Source organism: Coprobacillus sp. AF33-1AC, from assembly GCF_003475785.1.
Classification (GTDB): domain Bacteria; phylum Bacillota_I; class Bacilli_A; order Erysipelotrichales; family Coprobacillaceae; genus Faecalibacillus.
The window spans coordinates 32,802-54,149 of record NZ_QRQB01000009.1 but is presented as its reverse complement, the minus strand read 5'-3'; the positions used below and the strand labels follow the sequence as shown (position 1 = coordinate 54,149).

The 21,348-nt window shown below is 29.7% G+C and carries 24 protein-coding genes; 21 read left to right on the top strand and 3 right to left on the bottom strand.

Going from position 1 to position 21,348, the window contains the following annotated elements; all coding sequences use genetic code 11:
* Nucleotides 1–29: 29 nt before the first annotated feature.
* Entirely contained in the window at nt 30–1,904 is a 1,875-nt protein-coding gene (locus DWZ53_RS04955; RefSeq protein WP_118432583.1) for a transglycosylase domain-containing protein, read from the bottom strand.
* Nucleotides 1,905–1,959: 55 nt separating this feature from the next.
* On the opposite strand from DWZ53_RS04955, the gene DWZ53_RS04950 reads away from it, so the two are divergent.
* From DWZ53_RS04950 to DWZ53_RS04875, 16 genes are all read left to right on the top strand, one after another.
* Complete coding sequence (locus tag DWZ53_RS04950) at nt 1,960–2,385, top strand: DUF1934 domain-containing protein (protein WP_118432582.1); 426 nt, start codon at nt 1,960–1,962, stop codon at nt 2,383–2,385.
* Nucleotides 2,339–3,868 carry a cardiolipin synthase gene (gene cls / locus DWZ53_RS04945; protein ID WP_233541843.1) on the top strand — a complete coding sequence of 510 codons (1,530 nt, stop codon included), beginning with the start codon at nt 2,339–2,341 and terminating at the stop codon, nt 3,866–3,868. The genes DWZ53_RS04950 and cls overlap by 47 nt, the downstream gene beginning before the upstream one ends.
* A gap of 78 nt (nt 3,869–3,946) precedes the next feature.
* Nucleotides 3,947–5,608 (top strand): arginine--tRNA ligase, encoded by a 1,662-nt coding sequence (argS, locus tag DWZ53_RS04940; RefSeq protein ID WP_118432580.1) that lies wholly within the window; start codon nt 3,947–3,949, stop codon nt 5,606–5,608.
* A gap of 11 nt (nt 5,609–5,619) precedes the next feature.
* Entirely contained in the window at nt 5,620–5,949 is a 330-nt protein-coding gene (gene rpoE / locus DWZ53_RS04935) for a DNA-directed RNA polymerase subunit delta (protein ID WP_118432578.1), read from the top strand.
* A gap of 95 nt (nt 5,950–6,044) precedes the next feature.
* Complete coding sequence (locus DWZ53_RS04930; protein ID WP_118432577.1) at nt 6,045–7,052, top strand: MerR family transcriptional regulator; 1,008 nt, start codon at nt 6,045–6,047, stop codon at nt 7,050–7,052.
* A gap of 97 nt (nt 7,053–7,149) precedes the next feature.
* Nucleotides 7,150–7,815: a transcriptional regulator gene (locus tag DWZ53_RS04925; protein WP_118432575.1), complete on the top strand. Its 666-nt coding sequence runs from the start codon at nt 7,150–7,152 to the stop codon at nt 7,813–7,815.
* Nucleotides 7,816–7,825: 10 nt separating this feature from the next.
* Nucleotides 7,826–9,466, top strand: coding sequence for a putative manganese-dependent inorganic diphosphatase (locus DWZ53_RS04920; protein ID WP_118432573.1), 1,641 nt, complete (start codon nt 7,826–7,828; stop codon nt 9,464–9,466).
* 1 nt (nt 9,467) lies between these two features.
* The gene (locus DWZ53_RS04915; RefSeq protein ID WP_118432571.1) at nt 9,468–9,737 is read left to right on the top strand and encodes an RNA-binding S4 domain-containing protein; all 270 of its coding nucleotides are present in this window, start codon (nt 9,468–9,470) and stop codon (nt 9,735–9,737) included.
* A gap of 59 nt (nt 9,738–9,796) precedes the next feature.
* Nucleotides 9,797–10,342 (top strand): hypothetical protein, encoded by a 546-nt coding sequence (locus DWZ53_RS04910; protein WP_118432569.1) that lies wholly within the window; start codon nt 9,797–9,799, stop codon nt 10,340–10,342.
* A 128-nt stretch (nt 10,343–10,470) separates the two neighbouring features.
* The gene (gene yabP / locus DWZ53_RS04905; protein ID WP_118432567.1) at nt 10,471–10,764 is read left to right on the top strand and encodes a sporulation protein YabP; all 294 of its coding nucleotides are present in this window, start codon (nt 10,471–10,473) and stop codon (nt 10,762–10,764) included.
* Entirely contained in the window at nt 10,764–11,174 is a 411-nt protein-coding gene (gene yabQ, locus DWZ53_RS04900; RefSeq protein ID WP_118432565.1) for a spore cortex biosynthesis protein YabQ, read from the top strand. Before yabP ends, yabQ begins: the two co-directional genes overlap by 1 nt.
* Nucleotides 11,144–11,431, top strand: coding sequence for a septum formation initiator family protein (locus DWZ53_RS04895; RefSeq protein WP_118432563.1), 288 nt, complete (start codon nt 11,144–11,146; stop codon nt 11,429–11,431). The genes yabQ and DWZ53_RS04895 overlap by 31 nt, the downstream gene beginning before the upstream one ends.
* 90 nt (nt 11,432–11,521) lie before the next feature.
* A complete protein-coding gene (locus DWZ53_RS04890) occupies nt 11,522–12,343 on the top strand; it encodes a Cof-type HAD-IIB family hydrolase (protein ID WP_118432561.1) in 822 nt (273 codons plus the stop codon).
* Nucleotides 12,343–13,176, top strand: coding sequence for a Cof-type HAD-IIB family hydrolase (locus DWZ53_RS04885; RefSeq protein WP_118432559.1), 834 nt, complete (start codon nt 12,343–12,345; stop codon nt 13,174–13,176). The genes DWZ53_RS04890 and DWZ53_RS04885 overlap by 1 nt, the downstream gene beginning before the upstream one ends.
* On the top strand, nt 13,163–13,825 hold the full coding sequence (locus tag DWZ53_RS04880) for a uracil-DNA glycosylase (RefSeq protein ID WP_118432557.1): 663 nt from the start codon (nt 13,163–13,165) through the stop codon (nt 13,823–13,825). The genes DWZ53_RS04885 and DWZ53_RS04880 overlap by 14 nt, the downstream gene beginning before the upstream one ends.
* The gene (locus DWZ53_RS04875) at nt 13,818–14,972 is read left to right on the top strand and encodes a folylpolyglutamate synthase/dihydrofolate synthase family protein (RefSeq protein ID WP_118432556.1); all 1,155 of its coding nucleotides are present in this window, start codon (nt 13,818–13,820) and stop codon (nt 14,970–14,972) included. The genes DWZ53_RS04880 and DWZ53_RS04875 overlap by 8 nt, the downstream gene beginning before the upstream one ends.
* A 12-nt stretch (nt 14,973–14,984) precedes the next feature.
* Here the strand turns inward: DWZ53_RS04875 and DWZ53_RS11305 are convergent, their stop codons facing one another.
* Nucleotides 14,985–15,224 carry a spore coat protein GerQ gene (locus tag DWZ53_RS11305; RefSeq protein ID WP_255415310.1) on the bottom strand — a complete coding sequence of 80 codons (240 nt, stop codon included), beginning with the start codon at nt 15,222–15,224 and terminating at the stop codon, nt 14,985–14,987.
* A 107-nt stretch (nt 15,225–15,331) separates the two neighbouring features.
* Complete coding sequence (locus tag DWZ53_RS04865) at nt 15,332–15,754, bottom strand: cell wall hydrolase (RefSeq protein WP_118432552.1); 423 nt, start codon at nt 15,752–15,754, stop codon at nt 15,332–15,334.
* A 239-nt stretch (nt 15,755–15,993) separates the two neighbouring features.
* Between DWZ53_RS04865 and DWZ53_RS04860 the strand changes: the two genes are divergently transcribed.
* The 5 genes from DWZ53_RS04860 (at nt 15,994) to DWZ53_RS04840 (ending at nt 21,109) form a co-directional block, all read left to right on the top strand.
* The gene (locus tag DWZ53_RS04860; RefSeq protein WP_118432550.1) at nt 15,994–17,121 is read left to right on the top strand and encodes a glucose-1-phosphate adenylyltransferase; all 1,128 of its coding nucleotides are present in this window, start codon (nt 15,994–15,996) and stop codon (nt 17,119–17,121) included.
* A gap of 14 nt (nt 17,122–17,135) precedes the next feature.
* Nucleotides 17,136–18,245: a glucose-1-phosphate adenylyltransferase subunit GlgD gene (gene glgD, locus DWZ53_RS04855; protein ID WP_118432548.1), complete on the top strand. Its 1,110-nt coding sequence runs from the start codon at nt 17,136–17,138 to the stop codon at nt 18,243–18,245.
* Entirely contained in the window at nt 18,245–19,672 is a 1,428-nt protein-coding gene (glgA, locus tag DWZ53_RS04850) for a glycogen synthase GlgA (RefSeq protein WP_118432546.1), read from the top strand. The genes glgD and glgA overlap by 1 nt, the downstream gene beginning before the upstream one ends.
* Nucleotides 19,673–19,723: 51 nt before the next feature.
* Nucleotides 19,724–20,503 carry a Cof-type HAD-IIB family hydrolase gene (locus DWZ53_RS04845; RefSeq protein WP_118432544.1) on the top strand — a complete coding sequence of 260 codons (780 nt, stop codon included), beginning with the start codon at nt 19,724–19,726 and terminating at the stop codon, nt 20,501–20,503.
* 63 nt (nt 20,504–20,566) lie between these two features.
* Entirely contained in the window at nt 20,567–21,109 is a 543-nt protein-coding gene (locus tag DWZ53_RS04840) for a hypothetical protein (protein WP_118432542.1), read from the top strand.
* The last annotated feature ends 239 nt before the right edge of the window (nt 21,110–21,348 follow it).

Genomic DNA, 21,348 nt, shown 5'->3' with positions numbered 1-21,348 from the left:
TAAATAACGCTTAGAATGATTTCTAAGCGTTATTCTTTTTTAAACCAATAAACAATCCCATTTTCATCATTTTCCCCAGTAAGAGGGTTAATAGCAATTTTGATAATATGTGAATTGGCTTTATACCAGGTTGGCTTCTTTTTGGTTGCGCTATGTTTCATCATATCAATAAAGATATTTTTAACAAGTTGTTTTTCTTGATCGTTAATGATTTTTTGGTTATCGTCATAGCCAGACCATCCTGTAATTAAGATATCAGGAGTATAACCTACAATTAAGTTATCATAATCAGTGCTTCCGGTTTTACAGGCAACGGGAAAGTCAAGATGATATTGACCCATAGTGGCATTTAAATAAGTAGAAAACTGATTATTAAAAGTGCCAGTTAAAAGATGAGAGAGTAATAAACAGGTTGTTTGGTCTAGTTTTTGAATAGGTTTTTCTTTATTTTGATAGAGTATATGTCCTTGATGGTCTTTAATACATTTAATTGTATAGATAGGTTTATATTGACCACTATGAGCAATGGTATTATAAGCGTTAGATAAATCATAGATATTCGTTGATAATGTTCCTAGAGCTAAAGAAGCGTTGTTTTTAACAGGAAAATGAAAATCTTTGAGGAATTGATATAAAGTATTGGTTCCTAAAAATAAATGAGTCTTTAAGGCATAAATATTGTCGCTTACAGCAATGGCTTGGGCAAGAGTAATTTCTTTATAGGCATATTTATTATTAAAGTTAGCAGGTGCATAGGTTGTACCATCTTTTAATTTAAATGTTGTCGGTTCACACATAAATTTGGTTGTGGGATTAAACCCATTTTCTAAAGCAAGATAGTAAAGAAAGGGTTTCATGGTACTGCCAATTTGTCTTTTACATTTTAATACGCGATTATATTGGGAAAGATTGTAATCTTTACCACCAACTAATGCTTGGATTTGACTGGTTTTAGGTTGGGTAATAATAAAAGCTGTTTGAATGTTGGAAGTAATGTTTTGATCTTTAATACTTTGATTAAGGGCTTTTTGATAATCAGGATTAAGAGCGGTATAGATATTGAGTCCTTTATTTAAATACTTTTGATGATAGAAGCCAAGACTTTTAAGCTCTTGAATGACAGCATCTTTATAATAATAAGTAGACATATTTTCTTGAATCTGGTGACTTGAAGCAAGAGTAAGTTTACTTCCAGCAACTTGATGACTTTTCTTTTTAGAAATCATTTTTTGTTTAACCATGGCATTGAGTACTAATTTTTGTCTTTGTTTAGCGCTATTTGGATGTAATAAGGGTGAATAGTAACCTGGACCATTAATAACGCCAGCAAGGATGGTTGCTTCATTAAGGTTTAAATCTTTTGCTTTTTTGTTATAAAAATAATGGGCAGCATTTTCAATACCATAGATACCATGACCAAAATAGACATTATTAATATAACCCTCTAATATTTCATCTTTAGAAAGATGAGTTTCTAACTGCATAGTTAAAAAAGCTTCCTTGATCTTTCTTGTCCATGTCTTTTCATTTGTTAAATAGAGTAAACGAGCATACTGCTGAGAAATGGTACTGGCTCCTTGACTCTTTTTTTGATTCATAATGTTTGTTTTGATGGCTCTGGAGATCCCTTTGATATCAAAACCATGATGTTGATAAAATCTTTGATCTTCAATAGCGACAATACTTTTTTTAAAATAGGGGCTGACTTGATCTAATGATACGTATTGCCCACTATAATCATTAATATTTTGATAATAAAGTTTATTATTTTGATCATATAACTTTATATAACGATTCTTATTTAAATCAGGTTCCCCTTTTAAATAGGCAACACTATAAAGAATACCTAATGTCGCTACTATGCCAATACAACAATAAATAACAAATTTTCCTATTTTCCTCATTATGATCACCAATTTCATTCTTACCAATTTATGCTATAATATGCACGGTGATATAATGAAAAAACAAATAACAGTACAATACAAAAGTATTTTTAAGTATGAAGATCATCAAGAAACAATGAAATGTCAAGGAATAGGTGAAATAGAACAAACACCGCAACTGACAGTTATTTCGTTTCAAGATCAAGATCAAATTATACAAATTGAATTACATGAAGAACATGTTATTTTAAAACATGGTATGTCAAAATTAAAGTTAGTTAAAAATAAAAAAGTGATGAATCATTACGCTACAGATTATGGCATGATTGAACTGACATCTTTATTACATATGATTGATACAAAAAATGGTATTAAGATGAAGTATACAAACTATGATCATCAACATGTAATTAATGAAGCTTATGTTTTATTGACTTATAAGGAGTATCATGATGAAACAGAGTATGAAAATGAAACAGTCAAAGAAATTATTAACTAATAGACTTATTGTTTCTGCCTTTTTAATATTATTACAAGTCTGTTGGATTATTTTACTACTTGTATCAATGCGTAGAATATCGAGAATATTGACGTATTTGATGACTTTGCTTAGTTTTATTGCGGTACTTTATATTGTGAATAAAGATGATGAAAATGGCTATAAGATTGTCTGGATTATCTTGATTTTATCTTTTCCCGTATTTGGCGGTTCTTTATATTTATTATTTGGTAATAAAAAACCAGCGAAGAAAATGCGATTAGCGTTTGAAAAACAGTTATCTTATAGTAAACAATTTGTAGACAAAGAGTGTATAGGTGTCATTGAAGATCAAGATGTTAAAGGTCAAATGCGATATCTTGCAAGCCAAACTTTTCCAATGTATCAAAATAATGAAGTGACTTATTTTTCTTTAGGTGACCAAGCTTATCCCCAAATGTTAGAAGAATTAAAAAAAGCAAAACGTTTTATCTTTATGGAATACTTTATCGTTGATGAAGGAAAGATGTTTGATGGTATTTTAGAAATCTTAAAAGAAAAAGTAAAAGAAGGCGTAGAAGTAAGATTTATGTATGATGATGTGGGTTGTATTACGATGTTAGATCGTCATTATTATCAAAAATTAAGACAATATGGTATTAAAAGTGTTGCCTTTAATCCTTTTGTACCGCTTGTTTCTTTAGTAATGAATAATCGAGATCATCGTAAAATTACAGTTATTGATGGGAAAGTAGCTTTTTGTGGTGGTTATAATCTGGCTGATGAATATATTAATGTAAGAGATAAATATGGTCATTGGAAAGATAGTGGGATCATGATTAAAGGAAGTGCAGTTTGGCCATTATGTAAGATGTTTTTAGAAACATGGAATGTGGCTAATCATGGCCAAGAAGACTATACGGTATATAGAGTAGACAATCCGCTTCAATATCATCAAGATGGCTATATTATTCCTTATGGTGATTCACCATTAGATGAAGAACCGGTAGGAGAAATGGTTTATTTGAATATGATTAATCAGGCTCATGATTATCTTTATATTGATAGTCCTTATTTGATCTTAACGAATGCGTTACAAATGGCTTTAATCAATGCGGTAAAAAGAGGAGTCGATGTCCGTATTTGTACCCCAGGAATACCAGATAAAAAGATTGTCTTTAAGATGACAAGATCTTATTATCCAACATTAGTAAAAAATGGTATAAGAATTTATGAATATTCACCAGGATTTAATCACGCTAAAAACTTTGTATGTGATGATAAGGTGGCTACAGTAGGAACAATTAACTTAGATTATCGTAGTTTATATTTGCATTTTGAATGTGGTTTATATTTATATAAAAATCCTGTAATTATGAAAATGAAACAAGATTTTCTAGATTCTATTTCAAAAAGTCATGAAATTACTTTAAAAGAAGTGGAAACGGGGAGATTTAGAGGATTATTTGAAGTGATATTGAGAGTTTTTGCGCCATTAGTTTAAGTTAAAAAAGATTGACTTTATCAAGGGTTAATGGTAACGTAATAACGATTATAGCAAACTAAAGATAGGAGGGACACAATGGCAACAAATAAGATAGAAAATGCATTAAAAGAAGCATTTAAACAAGCAATTATTAAATGTGGTTTTGTTGAAGATTATGATTTATCAAAAATTGTAATTGAAATTCCAAAAGATAAAGCTCATGGTGATTATTCAACAAATATAGCAATGCAACTGACAAAGTTATTAAGAAAAAATCCAAGAGAAATTGCTTCAGCTATTATTGAAGCAGTGGATAAAGAAAGTGCAAACATTGAATCAATTGAAATTGCAGGTCCTGGATTTATTAATATGTTCATGAAAAAAGATGTCATGACAGCCATTATTAAAGAAGTATTAGATCAAAAAGATGATTATGGAAAAACGAATTATGGACAAGGAACAAAATATAATGTGGAATTTGTTTCAGCCAATCCAACTGGTGATTTACATTTAGGTCACGCTAAAGGAGCAGCCGTAGGAGATAGTATTTGTCGTATTATGGATGCAGCAGGATATGATGTAACAAGAGAATATTATATTAATGATGCTGGTAATCAAATTTATAATCTTGCTTTATCATTAAATGCACGTTATCGTGAAGCTTTTGGCTTAGAGTCTAATATGCCAAGTGATGGTTATCATGGTCAAGATATTAAAGATATTGCTTTAAAGATTAAAGAAAAATATGGTGATCAATATCTTCATACAAGTGAAGAAGAAACAATTGCTTTCTTTAGAAAAGAAGGAACTGAATTTGAATTACAAAAGATTAAAGATATTTTAAATGAATTTAGAGTATCTTTTGATGTTTGGTTTTCTGAAACAACTTTATATACTGAAAATAAAGTTGTCCCAACTATTGAAAAATTAAAAGCAGCTGGTTATACATACGAAAGTGAAGGGGCTTTATGGTTTAAATCAACTGAATTTGGTGATGATAAAGACCGTGTATTAATTAAAAGTGATGGAAGTTATACGTATTTAACACCTGATATTGCTTATCATTTAAATAAATTAGATAGAGGATATGAATATTTGGTTGATTTATTAGGAGCTGATCATCATGGATACATTAATCGTATGAAAGCAGCGATTCAAGCTTTAGGATATAATAGTGATCAACTAACAATTGATATTATTCAAATGGTAAGAATGGTTGAAAATGGTGAAGTTGTAAAGATGTCTAAACGTACAGGTAACGCTGTTACAATTAAAGACTTAATTGAAGACATTGGAGTAGATGCTACTCGTTATTTCTTTGTCGCAAAAGCAGCCAATACACCATATGATTTTGATATTGCTTTAGCTAAGTCTAAATCAAATGAAAACCCAGTTTATTATGCACAATATGCTCATGCAAGAATGTGTTCAATTTTAAGACAAGCAAAAGAAAATAACGTTCAAGTGACAGATCATTATGAATTATTAGTTAATGATAAAGAAATTGAACTTGTTAAGCATATTAATGAATTTAGAGATCAAATTATTGATAGTGCTAAATCTCGTAGTCCTCATAAGATTGCTAACTACATTCAAAAACTTGCACAATTATTCCATAGTTTCTATAATGATTGTTATGTTATTGATCAAGAAAACATGGAATTATCATCACAACGTTTATCTTTAGTACAAGCTACAAAAATAACTATGAAAAATGCACTTGAACTTATTGGTGTCAGTGCACCTGAAAAAATGTAAGGAGAAAGAAAATGGAAAAAAATATGTCTATGGTTGATGTTGCTTTTGAATTAATGTCTAAAAAGAAAAAAGCAATGAATTTCTATAAATTATGGCAAGAAGTAAGTGAAGTTAAAGGTTTTAGTGAAGAAGAAGCAGAAGAAAAAGAATCTTTATTTTATACAAATATTACTTTAGATGGTCGTTTCATTACAACTGGTGAAAATAACTGGGATTTAAGATCTCGTCATAAATTCAATGAAGTTCATATTGATATGAATGATATTTATAATGATGAAGAAGAATCTGAAGAAGTTGAAGATGATGACGATAGTACAATCGAAGATGATTACAATAACTAGGAACGATTTCGTTCCTTTTTTTTGTTATAATAAAGAAAAGAGTTGACTATAAAGTGACTCTATAGTCTATAACGGTGTTGAAGGGGGAAGTTAAAATGAAAACAAAAGAATTAGAACAAGTATTAGGCCTCAGTAAACACACTATTTTTTATTATGAAAAAGAAGGTTTTGTTCATCCTACAAGAGATGAAAATGGTTATCGTAATTATAGTGAACAGGATGTACAAACTTTACAGTTAGTTAAGTTTTTAAGAAACTTAAATATTTCTATTGATGACGTAAAAGGAATTATTGCGGGGACTGTTTCATTTGATGAATGTCTAAGAATTAATGAAATTCACTTAAATAAACAAATTGAAGGATTAAAAGAAATAGAAAAGCAGGTTAAAAAGTATAAAGATAAAAATTTACCAGTTTTACCAGCACTAGAAAACATTCATGAACAAAAGAAAACCTATCTAGGTTATCAAAAAACAACACCTACAGTATCTTTAGGAAGAAAACTTACGTCTTCATTAGCTTTAAGAGAATTACTTTATACTTTGCCAGGAATTATCATTGTTAGTTATATGACTCTTCAATGGTTTCCTATTGATAAAAAATATTTTTGGATAGTATTAGTTCTTGTTGTATTAGTATTTTTAATGCTTATTTTTGGTTTCAACTTTAAGCAAACTTCATCAATGATGCTTGATGAAGGACTAGATCAATCAGTAGAATTCTTACAAGACGGGATTACTTATTATCAAAGAAAAGGTTTTTATCAACATCTTTGTTATCACATTGCTGTTTTATTACATCATGAAGATAAATATGTTCATCACTGTGCTTATGAGAATATCAAAGAAGTTTCTATCATTGTTTCTAAAAGATATATGAAGATGGGAAGTCCATTAGCGTATGAAATCTATGTTCCCGATTTTAAGTTTATCTTTCATGATGGTAGTGAGTTCTATTTTTATTGGCCCATGATTTTAGATGATGATGAACGTTATATTGCAACAATCTTAGAAGAAAAGGTAAAAAACATTAAAGATCCTGATCATGTATTATATGCAATGAAACATGGTATTAATTTATATGATTATTTAAAAGCCCAATAAGGGCTTTTATTTATCAGTAATAATCATTGATATAATTTTTTATTATGATAAAATAACATAGAATCATTTATTATTATGATAAAAAAAGGAGGAGCCTATGTATAAATATTTGGAACCTTATGCTAAACTTGTAGATTTTTTAGGTAAAGCATTAGGAGATAACTGCGAAATTGCTTTACATGATTTAACAAGCAAGGAACAAGAAATTGTTGCTATTGCGAATAATCATATATCAGGTAGAGAAGTTGGCGCAAAACTTTCAAACTTGTCTTTGCATTATTTAGAAGAAAAACAATATTTAAATCATGAATATGTAATGAACTATAAAACAGTAGGGGCTGATGGAAAGTTAATGAGAGCAGCGACTTACTTTATTAAAGAAGGCAATAAAGAAATGCCAGTAGGAATGTTATGTATTAATGTTAATATTTCTGACTTAGAGTATTTAACATCAACAATTAAGAAAATCTTAGGAGTAAAAGAAGAAAAAGATATTGAATTTAAAATGGATAATCCAGTAGAAATCTTATCTTCTCCTTTAGATGAAATGATTGATATGTATATTAAAGAATGCTTAGAAAAGATGGGATTCCCAAGTTATTTCTTAGCAGAACGTTTAAATGTTGATGAAAAGATTAAAGTTGTTAAATATTTACAAGAAAAAGGAACATTTAAAGTTAAGGGAGCAATTGTGTTAGTTGCTGAAAAATTAGCTGTTTCTGAACCAACAGTATATCGTTATTTAAAGAAAATGGATAAATAAGGAGTAAAAAATGAGCGAATTAGTTTATGTAAGTGGACATCGTAACCCTGATACAGATAGTATCTGTTCAGCAATTGGTTATAGTTATTTATTAAATGCATTAAATCGTTATCAAGCTGTACCTGTTAGATTAGGTGATGTCAATCGTGAAACAGAATATGTATTAAAGTATTTTGGTATTGAAACACCTGCTTTATTAAAAACAGTAAAACAAAAAGTAGAAGATTTAAACTATGATAAAGTCACTGTTTTTTCAAAAGAATTAACATTAAAGACTGCTTGGTATTTATTAAAACAACAAAATTTAAAATCAGCACCAATCTTAGATGATCATGGTCAATTATTAGGTTTACTTTCAACAAGTAATATTATTGAAGGATATATGGATCGTTGGGATTCAAGTGTTTTAAAAGATGCTAAGACACCTATTGAAAATGTAATTGATACATTAGAAGCTAATGTAATCTACTTAAATGAAGATTTAAAAACAATTAATGGTAATATTCACATTGCTGCAATGCGTGGTGAAGAAGCTAAAAAACGTATTCAACAAGAAGATGTTGTTATTGTAGGTGGAGATCGTGATGAAGCAATTGAAAGTATTATTGATGCTCATCCTTCATTAATCATCCTTACAGGATCATTAACTGTAGAAAAGAAAATGTTAGAAGTCTTAAAAGAAAATAAAATTTCAGTTATTTCAACTGCTTTTAATACTTATCATACATCGCAACAAATTATTCAATCTATTCCAGTTGAATATGTTATGCAAAAAGGAGACATTAAATTATTCTCTACAGATGATACATTAGATTATGTAAAAGAAGTCATGTCAGAAACAAGATATCGTGCTTATCCTGTTGTTGACTTAAATAATCGTTGTGTAGGAAGTATTTCTCGTTTTGCTTTATTAAAAGGATTAAGAAAAAAAGTTGTTTTAGTTGATCATAACGAAAGAGGACAATCTATTCCAGGTATTGAAGAAGCAGATATTCTAGAAATCGTCGATCATCATCGTGTTGCTGATATTCAAACTGTAGGTCCTTTATTCTTTAGAGGAGAACCTTTAGGTTCAACAGCAACAATTGTTAATAAATGTTTTGAAGAAAATGATGTAGAAATGCCAAAAGAAATAGCTGGTATTTTACTTGGAGCTATTATCTCTGATACATTATTATTCAAATCACCTACATGTACTCCAGTTGATACAAAAACTGCTAAGAAACTTGCTAAAATTGCTGGTGTTGATATTGAAACATTTGCTATGGATATGTTTAAAGCAGGAACTTCTTTAGTAGGTAAGAGTGTTGAAGAAATCTTTAACTCTGATTTCAAGAAATTCAGTTTTGAAGATGCTACTGTAGGAGTAGGACAAGTGAACTCAATGGATATTGAAGGATTTATGCCTTATAAGGCTGATATGTTAGCTTATATGAATCAGTTTGCTAAGGATAATAACTTAGAATTTGCGTTATTATTATTAACAGATATTATTAATAGTAATAGTGAAATCTTTGTTGGAGGACCTCATCCAGAATTAGTAGAAAAAGCATTTAATGTGACTCTTAAAGATAGTCAAGGAACATTAAAAGGTGTCATTTCTCGTAAAAAACAAGTTGTGCCAGCAATTACTGCTGTTATGAGTGAATAAGATGAGATTAGATAAATTTTTAAAAGTCTCTAGAATTATTAAAAGACGTACTTTATCTAAAGAAATATCTCAAAGTGAACGTGTTAAAGTGAATGGTAAGATTGCTAAACCATCAACTAAATTGAAGGTGGGAGATCAAATTGAAATTGAATTTGGTCGTACACGTTTAACAGTACAAGTCAAATTACTGAAAGAACATGTTTTAAAAGATGAAAGTACGATGCTTTATGATATTATAAAAGAGGAAAGAATTGAACGAGAAACTGATTAGTTTCTCGTTTGTTGTCTTATATAAAATATAAATATTATCAAAATTAATAAGAGGATATCATGGCGAAATTACTTAAATTCATTACTTCAATTTTATTATTAGCTACCCTAAGTTTTATTTATTTATACCAAACTACACTAAATAAGATATTTCTAACATTAGCGATTACTTTTGGTACTTGTTTTTATCATTTTATCATGAGACTTATAGTAGGACTTATTTTTAGTGTGACTATGGAAAATAGAGTTGATTATCATAAACATTGGTTTCAAATACGTCAATTTGAAAAAAGAGTATATCGAAAGCTCAAAGTAAAGAAATGGAAAGATAGAATGCCTACTTATGATGTTGATCAATTTGATATGAAAAAGCATTCTTTAGATGAAATAGCACAAAGTATGACTCAAGCGGAATTGGTCCATGAAGTGATTGTTATTTTTAGTTTTGTGCCCATTATAGCGGGTTATTGGTTTGGGTCTTATCCTGTTTTTATCATCACTTCTATTATGGCAGCTTTGTTTGATTTAATATTTGTTATGATGCAAAGATATAATCGAGATCGAATAATTAAAATCATGATGCTAAGACATAAAAAGATGGTGTAGATACCATCTTTTTATATAAGCAGTTCATAAGGAGAAATATCTTTTGATTGATTGACAATATGAGCGACTTTTTCATGATAATGTCTACTTTCTTATTTTTTACATATAGTAGGATAGGAGGTAAAGTTATGGAAAATAGTATACATTTTGAACAAACACCTTTTCATCATATTTATTTAAAAGATCGAAAGACTTTAGAATTGACGGGTGTTAAGAATATTGAAAGTTTTGATTCGTTGGAGTTTTTAATTGAAACAACATTAGGATATTTAAATATTAAAGGATCTAATTTATCGTTGATTCGTTTAGATCAGGAAAAGTGTGAAGTGAGTATTAAAGGACAAATTGATTCACTTAATTATTTAGCTCAAAAAAAGGAAACAAAGAATAAAGAAAGTATGTTTGATAAGTTATTAAAATAATGGATTTGATTAGTCAAATCCAAGGATTGGGTTATTCTTTTGGATATGCTTTCGTTGCTTCTTTTATTTATCATTTTATTAATCGTGCTCTTATTAAAATTAAATTACGTGTGATAAGATGGGTATTTCAAATGATACTCGGTAGTAGTTTTGCCTTTTGTTATTACTATGGATTAGTTATGATTAATGAAGGTGTTATTAAACTGTATTTTATCGGTGTTTTAGTTTTTGGCTATCTTATTTATGAGCTTTATTTTAATCAGTATTTGATAGGTGTGATTGATAAAATGGTAAAGTTTGTTAAATATATTTTATTGCCGATACACTTTGTATTTAAGCGTTTTAATGCTATAATGAAAAATACAAAGAGGGTGATGAAATGGAAAAGAAAAGAAGAAAACCATTCTTAGGATTTATTTGTATATTTTTAAGTTTTGGCATGCTTTATGTTTTGCTTAATACCTCAATGCAAACTTTTTCCAAAAAAGAAGAAATTGCCCAATTAGAAAAAAGAAAAGCTGCAATTGAAAAAGAAAAAAAAGATTTAGAAAATGAAGTCGATTTACTTAATGATGATGGGTATGTGACACGTTATGCTAGAGAAAATTACATCTTTACTAAAGACGGAGAACAAGTAGCTATCTTACCTGATATTGACAAAAAATAAGCTCAATGCTTATTTTTTATTTTACAAATTAAGAAAAATAAACGATAGTATCATCACTTTATGATACTATACCAAATAAGGGGTGGTTTGATGTATAAAATCATGTATTCAGACTTAGATGAAACTTTACTTGTTAATCATCATGTTCCTGATTTTAATGTTGAAGCAATAAAAAAAGCACAAGAAAAAGGGTTGAAATTTGTTCCTTGTACTGGACGTGCTTATAATATGATTCCTGAGATTTTAAAAGAAATAGGAACATATGATCAAGAAAATGAATATGCTATTTGTTTTAATGGGGGATTGGTTGTTGAAAATAAGAATCAAAAGATTTTATATTTTAAAGGATTAGATTATGAAAATTGTTCAAAAATCTTTGATTATGGTAAAGAATTAGATGTGTGTGTTTTAGTTTTTACCATTGATTGTTGTTATATTTTCCATGCTGACAAACGAGAAGTAGAACGTAAGATTGAACAAAAAGCACCATTTAAAGTTATTGATACATATGATATGTCTTTTTTAAAGAATGAAAATATAGCAAAGATTTTATATGCTAAAAGAGACATGGATAGATTAAAAGACATTGTTGAAACAATGCCTGAAGTGATAAAAAAAGATGTTAATATTACTTATTCTAGCAATCGTTATATTGAGTTTAATACCAAAGGGGTTAATAAAGGTACTGGAATGAGGTTTTTAACTGATTACCTTGGCTTTAATATTAATCAAACAATTGGTATTGGTGATAATTATAATGACGTTGAAATGATTAAAACGGCAGGACTAGGATGTGTTGTAGCGTGTGCCAGTGATGATGTTAAAGCTTTAGCTCAATATGTTACAGTCCATGATTATGATCAGGGTGCTGTTAAAGAAGTAATAGAAAAATATATTTTGGAGGAAGAATAATGGGTTATAAATTAATCGCAAGTGATTTGGATGAAACTTTATTAAATGATGATCATGTTTGTCCACGAGCAAATATTGAATGGATTCAAAAGGCAAGAAAGGAATATGGGGTTAAATTTGTTCCAGCAACAGGAAGGGGTTATATGCAAATTCAACCTGAATTAAAAGCACTAGGATTATATGATCTACCAGAAGAATATACTTTATCTTTTAATGGGGGAGCTTTAACTGAAAATAAAGATAATCGCGTTATTGAATTTAATGGTTTGTCTTTTGAAAAAACAAAAGAAATTTTTGAATTCGGTTTAAAACAAGATGTATGTATTCATGTTTATACTCAAGATACTTTGTATGTTTATCGTTTATCTGAGTCTGAAAGACAAAGAATTGAACATCAAAAATTAGATGCTGTTTATCCTGAAGAAGATAGTATTGATTTTTTAAAGGATACCCCTATTTCAAAGATTCTATATCAAAATGTGGATGTTCCGTATTTAATGACTTTAGAACCACAGATGAAAGATATCACAGATGGATGTTGTGCAGTAAGTTATTCTAGTAATCGCTATATGGAATTTAATGCTTTAGGTGTTGATAAAGGGAAAGGACTTATTGATTTAGCTCATAAATTAGGTATTGATATTAAAGATACAATTGCGGTTGGTGATAACTATAATGATATGGCTATGTTAGAAGTAGCAGGTTTATCTGTAGCAGCAAATAATGCGGTTGATGATGTAAAAAAAGCATGTGATTATACAACAAAGGCTAACAACAATGAGGGTGTTGTGGCTGAATTAATTAGAAAGTTTATTTTTAATGAGGACATTTAATCAAATTGTTGAACATGAATTTCAACAAGATTATTATAAAAAGTTACATCAAGCAGTAGAACAAGCTTATCAAACCACAACCGTTTATCCACCTAAAGAAGAAATTTTTAGAGCTTTAAATCTTTGTCATTATGATGATGTTAAAGTTGTTATTTTAGGTCAAGACCCTTATCATGAACCTCATCAAGCTAATGGTTTAGCTTTTAGTGTGACTAAAGGAGTCAAAGTACCACCAAGTCTAGTAAATATTTATCAGGAGTTACACGATGATTTAGGTGTACCTATTCCTTATCATGGTGATTTAACATCTTGGGCTAAACAAGGTGTCTTACTTTTAAATAATGTATTGACAGTAGAACGTGGTAAAGCTAATTCTCATCGTCATTTAGGTTGGGAAACTTTTACTTTAAATGTTATCAAAGCTTTAAATGAAAGAGAAAAACCAATGGTTTTTATCCTATGGGGTAGAAACGCTATTGAAAAGAAAAAATGCATAGATGAAACAAAACATCTTGTATTAACGAGTCCCCATCCTTCACCATTATCAGCTTATCGTGGCTTTTTTGGTTCAAAACCATTTAGTAAAACAAATGAGTTTTTAATGAATCATGGAATGGAACCGATAGATTGGAGTATTAAAAATGTTTAATGATATAAAACAAGCGATATCCTATATAGAATCAAAACGTACGAAACGTACGTTTTTGATGTTTAAAGAAACAGTTGAAAAATATCATTTTAATATTCATCAAAAAAATATGATTCATATAGCCGGTACAAATGGTAAAGGGAGTACAACAACTTTTATTAGAGATTTATTAATGCAACATGGCTATCGAGTAGGAACTTTTACATCTCCTTATATTGTAAGTCATAATGAACGTATGTGTATTAATGGCAAAGCCATCAGTGATGAACGTTTATTAGAAATAATTAATGAATTTTATGAAATGATTGAAAAAGAACGTTTGTCTATGTTTGAAATTGATGTTTTAATCATGCTTAAATATTTTGATGAAGAAGATTTAGATTATCGTATTATTGAATGTGGTATAGGTGGTTTAAATGATAAGACAAATGTGATTGATAGTTGTGTGAGTGTTATTACGAACATTGGTTATGATCATCAATTTATGTTAGGTAATACTTTAAGTGAAATTGCTTTACAAAAAGCAGGAATTATTAAAGAGCATCAAATGTTTTATACTACTGAACAAAATCAGAATTTGCTTTCTATTTTTAAAGATCATTGTCATCAAAAAGAAACAAGTTTTCATGAAGTTAAGGTACCTGAAATCACTCATTTTCCTTACCAAATTCCTTTTTTGAATTATACTTATACTTTGAATCATGGAGGAAGTTATCAGGTAAAAAATGCTCTTTTGGCACTCTATGTGTGTCATGATTTAATTGAATTAGATACTGATAAAATTCAAACTGTTTTAAATCAATTTAACTGGCCTGGACGATTTGAAAGGTTTGGGAAATTTATTTTAGATGGTGCTCATAATCAAGATGGTATTCAAGCCTTGATTCAAACGATTCAAGATCAAAAATTAACAGATGTAGGTATTGTATTTAGTGCTTTAAATGATAAAGATATTGATCATATGTTAGCGATGTTAAAAGATTTTGATGTCATGATGGCTTCTTTTGATGATGATCGTAGTAATCATCAAGGAAGAGATTTTAAGGAGGCTCTTTCTTTGATGGCAGCTAAACATCAAACTGTAGTTGTTACAGGCTCATTGCATTTTATTAGCACAGTAAGGAAATATGTAGAAAATCGTCCCTAAAGGACGGTTTTTTTATTGTGGTGTATTATATTGATGGTCTAATTCTTCATCAAATTCAGACCATACATAATAAATAAATGAAAGTAGATAACGTTTCTCGCTTTCAGGATCTTTGATAATAAAATAATCCATTCCGGCATCTTCTAAAATTCCAGTAAAGGTACGATCTCGCCATTGGTTACTACTACTAAAGGTAAAATAGAAAGTACCTAATTTACCAATATTTAATCTTAAAATATTTCCAAGATATATTTCTGGGATATTTCCAGTATCAGAATTTGTAGCAGGTAAAGTTGTATCATCTTGTCTTACAAGGTAAGGGTTTAAATCATCAAAATATTCGATATTATCACGTCCTTTTAAAGTTCACAATTCAGGTTGCTTTGGGGGTTATAGAAACAATGGTTTTTATAACGACCAGATAAAGTACCGTAAAAAGTTGGTGGACAACTTACATTTGTACCCGGGTTTTTAAACCATAAGGCATTTTGGGCCGGTTGTTGTCTAAATGAGGTGATTGTACGTAATGCAAGTTCTTTTTCTTTATCATTGACCCCACTATTAAATAGCGGGGTACCAACACCAGCAAAGGCGTTTTTTTGATAAACGGCTTCAGTAATTGAAGTAACTTGCCTAAAAACATCACAAATGGCGACAACACGATTGATGACGACATTGCCAACCAATAACATTCCTAGATCACCCTCGCTTAAGGCTTCTGATTTAATGAGACGAGCTAATAAATCAACTTCTTTAGGGTTATAGGCAATACGTTGGGTCATTTATTCACCCCCCTATATGTATATATGTGTTTATGGTTAAAAAAATGTAAATAAAATTATTAATTACTAAATTAATTAAAATATAGATTAAATAGGTGTATGATAAATATAGAGAAAAGAAAAAATACGACATAAATTATTTGTTATATGTTTTATAATTGTCGTGAATTCTAACCCAATGTATGGTAGAATTAAAGTATAACAAAAGCGCTTACATTTTTTTATAGGAGGAGATAAAAATGGGAAAAGAGATTGTCGCAATGATATTAGCTGGAGGACGTGGAACACGTCTAAAAGAATTAACTGCTAAAGTGGCTAAGCCTGCAGTGCATTTCGGTGGGAAGTATCGTATTATTGATTTTCCACTTAGTAATTGCGCCAATTCGGGAATTGATGTTGTTGGGGTACTAACACAATATGAATCAGTTGTCTTAGGTACTTATGTTGGTGCAGGAACAAAATGGGGGTTAGATGGTGGTCAATCATTAGCTGCTATTTTACCAGCCCGTGAAAGAGATGAAGTTGGAGCAACATGGTATGAAGGTACAGCTGACGCTATATATCAAAATATTGGTTTCTTAGATCAATATGATCCTGAATATGTTTTAATTTTATCAGGAGATCATATCTATAAGATGGATTATGCTCAAATGCTAGAAGCTCATAAAGCAAGAGGAGCTGATGCTACGATTGCAGTTTTAAATGTTTCTTTAAAGGAAGCAAGTCGATTTGGTATTATGAATACAAATGAAGATGGAAGCATTTATGAATTCGAAGAAAAACCAGAAAAACCAAAATCTACTTTAGCTTCAATGGGAATTTATATTTTTACTTATAAACAATTACGTCGTTATTTAATTGCTGATGCGAAAAAGAAAGACAGTAAACATGATTTTGGTATGAATATTATTCCTGATATGTTGGCTGACAACAAAAAACTATATGCTTATGAATTTGATGGATATTGGAAAGATGTAGGAACAGTTGAAAGCTTATGGCAAGCAAATATGGATTTGATTCATGATAAAGAATTAGATTTATATAATATTAAAAAAGATTGGAAAATTTATACAGAAGATACTTTAGGTATTCCTCAAATTATCGGAGAAAAAGCTAATGTAAAGAATTCACTTATTACTCAAGGATGTCTTGTTAATGGTGAAGTAAGTGGCTCAGTATTATTCAATAATGTTAATGTTGGAGAAGGTGCAAAAGTCATTGATTCAGTATTAATGCCAGGAGTATTAGTAGAAGAAGGGGCTGAAATTTATAAAGCCATAATTGATGAAGGTGTTGTTGTCAAGGCAAAATCAATCATCAACAAAGAAGCAAAAGAAGTCGCATTAGTAAGCGATCATACTAGATAGGGAGGCAAACAAAGATGGCAAAAGTAATAGGTTTAGTTAATTTACATTCAGATGTCAATTTTACAGGTTTGACAGAAAGAAGACCGGTAGCGTCTGTAAGCTTCCTTGGTCGTTATGCAATTATTGATTTCGTATTATCAAATATGTCGAATTCATCAATTGATTCAGTTGGGGTTTTAATTCAACAAAAACCACGTTCTTTATTTAAACATTTAGGAAATGGTAATTCATGGAATTTTAACTCTAAAGCTGGGGGTGTTTCATTATTATATAATGAAAAATATGCTAATAACCCTAAATACAATCATGATATTAATAACTTAATTGAAAATATAGCATTTTTAGAAAATAATAAATCTGATTATGTAGTAATTGCACCAGCACATATTGTTACAACAATGGATTATCGTGATGTTGTTGCAGCACATGAAAAATCTGGTGCTGAAATTACCATGGTTTATCAAAAAATTAAAGATGCTGATAAAGCCTTTGTTGGAGGGGAATATTTAGATATTAAAGATGGCTATGTAGAAGGTGTAGGAGTGAATAAAGGATCACGTAAAACACGTGCTATTTCGCTTGAAACCTATGTTATTAATACTAAAGAATTATTAAGAATTATGAAGAAAGCATGTCGTGTAAGTTCATTTTTCTCTTTAAAAGATTCGCTTGCTTATTTATGTGATGAAAAACAAATTCATGCTTATGAATATAAAGGATATGCACGTTGTTTAGATTCTTTAGAAAGTTATTTTAAATATTCATTAGAGTTCTTAGATTTAGATGTTTCTTCTGCAGTATTTAAATCTAATTGGCCATTATATACGAACACAAATGATACACCACCTACAAAATATTTAGATCATGCTGATGTAAATAAATCGTTTATCGCAAATGGTGCCATTATTGATGGTACTGTTCAAAATAGTATTATTGGTCGTGAAGTGGTTATTGGTAAAGGTGCTAAGATCAAGAACTGTATTATTTTCTCAGGATCAAAGATTGCTCCAGGATCACAATTAGAAAATGTAATTATTGATAAACGAGCTCGTGTTGAAAAACAAACACATCTTGAAGGAAATGAAACAACACCTTTATATATTAAAGAAGGAGATGTTGTTTAATGAGAGTTCTTTTTGTTGCAAGTGAAGGGACACCTTTCATTAAATCAGGGGGTCTTGCAGATGTTATTGGCTCTTTGCCAAAAGAAATGGCAAAACAAGGGGTAGAAAGTATTGTTGTTTTACCTAAATATCAAGATATGAAATTTGCTGATAAGATTGAATATGTAACAAATTTTGATATCTTTATGGGATGGCGTAAATGCTATTGTGGTGTTTTTAAGTATGAATTAGATGGGGTAACTTATTATTTCATTGATAATGAACAATATTTTAAAAGACCGGGTTTATATGGCTATGATGATGATTATGAAAGATTTGCATTCTTTGATTTTGCAGTTCTTGAGCTAATTAGTCATTTAAATATTAGACCAGATGTCTTACACATGCATGATTGGCAAACAGCTATGATTGCTATGTTATATCGAGAAAGATATTGCTATTATGATTATTATCAAAATATTAAGTTAGTATTCACAATTCACAATATTGCTTTCCAAGGTAAAGCGGATCCACATTTATTAGAAGAATTCTTTGGTTTAGATAATTATTTGTACTATAACGGTAATTGTCGAAATGATGATTGTTTAAACATGATGAAAGCAGCTATTTTCTACAGTGATATTATTACTACAGTATCACCAACTTATGCCAAGGAGATATTAACTGATGAATATGGTGAAGGATTACAATCAATTTTACAAATGAGACAACATGACTTATATGGTATTTTAAATGGGGTTGATTATGATGTTATTAATCCTAATAAAGATCCTATGATTGTAAAAAAATATACACCAAGAACAGTGAAAAAAGGTAAATTAGAAAATAAACTTGCATTACAAAAAGAAGTAGGATTACCAGAAGATCCAGATGTAGCCTTAATTGGTATTGTTACAAGACTTACAAGACAAAAAGGTTTAGATTTGATTATTAATCAATTTGAGGCGCTTTGTGGACGTCGGGTACAGGTTGTTATTTTGGGTGCTGGAGATCGTGTTTATGAAGATGCTTTAAAAGGTGTAGCCTACTATCATCAAGATAAAGTGTCAATGCAATGTAAATATGACTTTGGATTATCGTGTCGTATTTATGCAGGATGTGATATGTTCTTAATGCCTTCGTTATTTGAACCATGTGGATTATCACAAATGATGTCTTTAAAATATGGAACTATTCCTATTGTTCGTGAAACAGGTGGTTTAAAAGATAGTGTTATTCCATACAATGAATTTGAACAAACAGGAACAGGATTTAGTTTTACAAACTATAACGCTCATGAAATGATGGATACAATAGATTATGCATTGCATACTTTCTATGATTATCCTGAAAATTGGGATCGTTTAGTCCAAAGAGCAATGAAAGAAAAATTAGACTGGGAAGTAAGCGCAAGCCGTTATATTGAATTATTCTCTTCCTTGTTGTAAGGTATGAAAGGTACTGAATTCAGTACCTTTCATACTATAAAGGAGATTATTATGATAAAAGCTATATTTTTTGATATCGATGGAACGTTGATATCATCCTCACGTCCTTATATAAGTGAAGCAGTCATATCAGGGTTAAATGAATTAAAAAATAAAGGGATAAAACTTTTTATTGCTTCAGGTAGACATTCTTTAGAATTAGAAGAATTAAAATTAAATAAACAATTTGAATTTGATGGTTATTTGTTATTGAATGGTGGTTATTGTACAGTTGGTGACAAAGTTATTTATGAAAATAAAATTAACCAAGATGATATTTGTTTGATGTATGAAAAGATTAAAGAAAAGGGTTATCCGACTTTATTTATTGAAAAAGATAAAATGTATATTAATCGTGTGGATCAAAGAGTGCGTGATGCTCAAGCTTCCATTTCTACTATGATTCCACCTATTAGCCAAGAGGTCAATGTTAATCAAATATATCAAGTTGACCCTTTTGTAAATCAACAAGAATTACAAGATATTGTAGATGGAACAAAGCATATTAAAGTTACAAAGTGGCATGACTATGCCTATGATATTGTTCCTATAGATGGAGGTAAAGGTGCTGCTATCGAGGCTATTATGCATTATTATGGCTTTAAAAAAGAAGAATTGATGGCTTTTGGTGATGGTCATAATGATATTGAGATGATGGAAAAAGTGGGTTACCCTGTGGTGATGGAAAATGGTGATAAAATACTCAAACAGTTAGCGACATATATCTGCAAAGATAGTGATCATGATGGTATTATTGATGGATTACGACATTTTGAATTAGTATCAAAATAGTAAGAAGTTACCTGAGGTTGTCAAATGTAATGAAGTTGTGTAAAATAGATAAGAGGTGGTTTGATGAAAACGATAGGGCACATTCTTGTTTGTGTAGTTCTTGTTTTTTCATTATTTGCGTGTGGAAAAAAAGTTGAGAAGGTTTCTGTGGATAAAGAAGGAAATGAATATAAAGTGGATGATGATGTTTCTTTTTATTATCCTAAAGAGTTTAAATTAGAGATGAATACGACAAACGATGAACAAGACCCAAGCACATTGCGTTTCATTCATCAAGAACAAGTTTTTTATTATACAGTTGAAAGAAGTAATTATGATAATGAACCTCAAGATATGAAAGAATTGTATTATGGTGAATTAGAACAAATGAATGCCTCATCTATTAAAGTAAAACAACCGGTTTTAGATAGTGGATTATCTTGTTATGAATTTAGTGGACAGTTTAAAGATACAGGAATTAAATTTACAAATTTAGTCTATTTTGAAAATCAGACAACTTATATATATGGTTATCAGGCAAAAACTGATGTATATAATAAAGAAATAAAGAAGATGCTTATCTTCTTAGAATCATTTTATAAATCTTCAGGTAAATTGAATGATTGAAAAATATCATAAATATGTTAGAATGTTACATATTATAAATTATAAATAAGAATAGTAAGTCAAGGGAATTTGATAGAGAGAACTTGGTGGTGGAAAGAGTTTAAAGGAAATTGACTGAATGCACTTATTTGAGTCTTTTGCAAAGAAAGAACGTTGATTGCGTTAAGATCATTTAAAAGCATCATCTATTTGGTGGATAAACACATTTTGTGTCCAAATAGTGCATGCTTTTTTTAATA